General features: G+C 64.3%; 1 protein-coding gene. It reads right to left on the reverse strand.

Annotation, left to right across the window (positions count from 1 at the left end; genetic code table 11):
- Positions 1 to 4414 (reverse strand): helix-turn-helix transcriptional regulator (locus tag ABZW16_RS43135; RefSeq protein ID WP_354961952.1); only part of this gene is annotated, 4414 nt, incomplete at both ends.

Below are 4414 nucleotides of genomic sequence, written 5' to 3' on the forward strand. Positions count from 1 at the left end.
ATCGAGTACGGCAGGATCGACTCCGCCGACGTAGGACTCCCCCGGCCCGGGAGGGATGCCGGGTCCCGGACGGCCGCCCCCGGGCGGGCGTCCGTCCTCCGCGTCGACCTCGGGAAGTTTGTGACCGTTGAGCGCCTCGTTGCCATCCGGCAGACCCGTACTACGGGCCCGCACAGGCGTGTCGGCCGATCTGGTCTCGGCAGGTGTCGGTGAGGTATCGGAACTCGTTGATTCGGAATCATTTTCACTGTTTTCGGCGGCGTCCGGTGCCGCAGTGCGTGGCGGATCGGTTTCGCCTACATATCCGTGTTGTCGCGCCGTAGCGACTGTGGAACTCATGCCGGTGGTGTGCAGTTTGACCTTTGCGCGGGCGATATAGCCGTTCACGGTGTTGGGCGACAGACCGAGGTGCGCGGCGATCTCTGCGGGTGACATTCCCTGCGCGATCAGACCGAGAACTTCGCTCTCGCGCTTGCTCAACGCTGTGGGCACCTGAGTCGCGACGTGAGATCGGAACGCCCGCACGGTTTCCGGTGGTACGTCGATGATGCCGTCGGCCGCTTGGTCGGGTAGATCTTCGACCAGCGCCCGCAGAGTTTCGAGCTGCACGGGCGACAGCTGGAAATCCTGCTGCGACGCTTCGGTGTTGCCGGATGATTCGTCGCGTCGAGATGCCACGCGAACACTGCTTTCGGATCCGACCTTGTCGGCCAGTTGGGCGAGCAGCCGGTTCACCTGCGCGGGTGTCATCCCCAGCACAGCACCGAGAGAACCTTCCGAGCCGCCTGCCACCAGGGCGAGGACATACATCTCGCCTTCGGACACTTCGACGTGCGCCACCGATGCGTCGACGCTTTCGGCCGCGGTATCGGCGGGAGACTCGGTCGGACCGGACAACGGCTCGCTGGCTGCTTTTTTCCTCCCGTGTCTGCGACCGCCCCGGGACCTGCCGGAGCGTCCGGCGGCGGAACCGTCGATTACCTCGATGTGGTGGTCGGGGACGGTCCGGCCGGATTCGTCCTCTATGCGGATGGCATCCAACAGGGCCTTCACGCTCGGATTGACACCATTCATGAAGTGCCACTTGATCTGTGGCGGAGCGCCGTCTACCCAGTAGGCGCGGTTCATGTACGTGATGTGGAGCTGTCTACGAGCCTGGGCATCGAAATCTGCTGCCTTGCTTGCTTGTCCATTGATGCTGTTGGTTTTTGCTTCGCGCCAGACCCGATTGCCATCGGTGACAACATCGATTTCCGCGTCGATCCGCGGTCCCATCGGCATCTCGGCCTCGGCCCGTAGGCAGACGACATCGATCTGATCGAACTGTTCGGCCAGTTGGATCTCACCAATCAGCCCCCGAACCAAAGCTCTATGTCCTTCAACATCACTGGTGTCCGTCCGCGACGTGACCGGGCGTCCGCCAGCCGTCTTACCTTCGGAATAGTGAAGGGACAGTTCGGTCAGTGCCTTGCGTTGTGATCTGAAAGCCGTCAGCCAGTAATGTGCGCCATTGTCCTCGAGGTCTGGGTGTCGCTCCAGCAATGCGGCGAGCCTTGTTTCAGCCGCTGTCAGCTCGCCACGCACGGTGTCGATAAAGTCGATGAGGGCGCGTTGCGCTCTGGTCAGCCCGGCCACCGGCTCGGATGGAATACCGTGGGCCTCGCGGTACATCCGAGCAAGCCAATCGATGAAGTTGGAGTTCGCCTGCTCGGCGCGTTCCTGAACCGTGTCCACCAATTGGTTCACGCTGCTAGTGGCGATCCTACTGACCGCCCGTAGCCCCCTCTCGGACCGTAGGAACGCATCGGCGTTATCGCGGGCACGGCGCTCGGCATCTGCGGCCGGAACACCTTTCCCCAGCAAGGCGGCTTTCTGCTGTTCCATGTACTCGCGATGAACGACCGCCTGCCGTACCGGGAGATATTCTTCGTAACGTTCGCGTACCAGGTTCTCGGCTTGCTCGGTTGCGACCGAATCGGCACCGGCGCGGTCGATTCGAGCCAGGATCTCTGTGAGATCCTGGGGCTTGGGGCGTTTGGCCGGAGGTGGACTGGCCGAAAGTGGGCTCGCTGCGGCTGGGGGAGTCCGAGGCGGGCTGGCGGGAGCCGGGGGCGCAACGACAGGAGGAACCGCCGAAGGACGGGGCTCAACCCGGTAGATCTCGGCGAGTAGGTCGACGAGGTTGGAGTTCTGGCGTTCGGCGTGTGCCCGAATCCTCGCCACCCACTGGTTGGTGTTGTTCGCGGCGACGCCGTCGACCATCCGCCGGGCTTTGGTGGTGAGCATGAAGGCGTCGGCCTCCTGGTGGGCACGAGCTTCGGCCTCTGCGGCGGGAACGCCGTACTGCGCGAGATCGGCGGCCCGCTTCGCCACAGAATCGCGGTAAACACTCGCCTCCGGCACCTGTTGGTACTTCTGGTATTGCGCGAGTACCAGGTTCTTGGCCTGCTCGGCGACTGTCGGATCGGCTCCGGCGCTGTCGATTTCGGCCAGGATTGTCCGGAGCGCTTCGGGCAGCGGTGGGTCGGTCTCAACTGTCGGTTCTGCGTCCCGGTGTGCCGTACTCCCGTCCGGAGGCGATGCCGTTGCGTCATCGAGTAGCAGCGGAATCTTGGCGTTCTGCACCCACTGCAGGGTGTTTTGTACGGCGGCGCGAGTGAACATATCGCGTGCTCGGTCGGTCTGGATGAATTCGTCCGCCTGTTGTTCGGCGAGCGATTCGACGGTTTCGGCTGGGGTGCCCTTGCGTAACAGGTCGCTCTTCCTGTTGTTCAAGAACTCCCGGTAGATCGAGCGTTCTCGGGCACGCAGATAGCCCTGGTATTGCTCGAGGACGCGCATCTCGATTTCCGCGTGGGCCGCGGTGTCGGTGATCCGGTTCAACAACTCCTGGATCGCAGAGGGAACCGATTCGGTCTCGGCGCGGTGACTCGGAGTAACAGCACCCGGCACAGCGGTGGGCTGATCAGTTACCGGATCCGCCTCCGAACCGTGTACGGCGGAATCGGCTTCAAGGTCCGCGCGTTCATTCGGTGCTTTCGCGGCGGAGGCTTGCGGGTGCGCACCAACACCCGGGGTACCGCCGGGCGGGGTGTTGAAGACGAGAGGGCCTTCGATCAGTGACCCTCGCTTGGTCCATGGCGACAGCACGACCGGAGCACTGTGTGCGCGGCTGGTTCGGCCGCGGGGGAGGTCGAGTGCGTCGTCTGGGGATGCGGTGTAGCTCTTTGGGGGAGTTCGTGCCACGCTCGGCGAGTCCGTGGGGGGATCGGTGGGCCTGGAAAACGTCACATCGACGATGAGGTGTTCCCCGACGGGGCCGACCAAGTGGTTGACGGTCACCTCGGTGAACCCCATTGCAATGGCCATCTTGCCCGTGAACGTCTGGCGTGCCGAATCCTCCGGGGAAAGCAGATCCTGTCTGGACGCATTGAAAGTGTCCAAATTGTCGGTGAATTCGTCGTCCGCCGACCATGGTTCATGGATGGCGCGGACGTCGGGTCCGATCACGGCCATCAAGTCTCGGAACATCTGTTGGCCTGAGGGTGTGCCCTCCGCTGCGCGGATCTGGAATCGGAGGACACCCTCCTGATTCACCCATCCGTGGACGCCGTCGTACTCTCCGGCGCGGTAAGTGTCCGAGTGCATAGCGATTGCGACATCAGCGTGGCGGGCGAGGTAGGCGGCGGGTGTTTCGGGCGCGGCAACGGGTTCCTGCGGGAAGTATCGGTCGCCCCACACCTCACGTGCCTGGGCGCGGGCCGATTGCGGCGCTCCCCGCGAGCCCGACACCTCGTTGGGATACAGCTTCGCCAAGGTCGACCATTCGTTTTCCTGCAACGGTCCGTCGATGGTGCGGGGCGGATCGAAGTCCAGTGCCGTCGCCGCGCGGGTGGGCCGGTCGGGAATACCGCCGGGAAAGTGCTCGGGGAACCTGTCGGAGTCGTCTCGGCCGAGCAGTCTGCCCAAAGCCTGTTCCGCCTCGACCCGATCCGCGGCCTCCACCGGCGAATACACCAGTGCACGCGTCTGCTCGGCAGCACCCGACCCCGGTACGAATTCGTGAATCATGCCGTCGTCGGTATTCGGATCGCGCACCTCGACGACTCTGCGGCCGTCGTAGACGAGCGTTCTGGCGCGGTCCATACCATCGATGTACTCCAGCACCACGGCGGTCTGTCCGGGGAGTCCATCCCGCATCAGCTGCTCGGCGATCTGGTCGGCCGAACCGAGATCGCGCAACTCGGCGCCCGTCTTGTTGAGTGCCGCGTGTGCTTCCCTGGACAGCGCGCTCAGATCCCGCGGCGGTTCGGCTCGACCGCGGGCCTGCTCGGGTTGCGACTCGGGCCGGTTCTGACGCGGCGGGCGGTCGGGGCTGCTCGGGGGTTGACCCTCCGGGGGGTCGTAGTAGAAC

The organism is Nocardia sp. NPDC004604 (assembly GCF_040609795.1).
In the GTDB taxonomy this organism is placed as follows: domain Bacteria; phylum Actinomycetota; class Actinomycetes; order Mycobacteriales; family Mycobacteriaceae; genus Nocardia.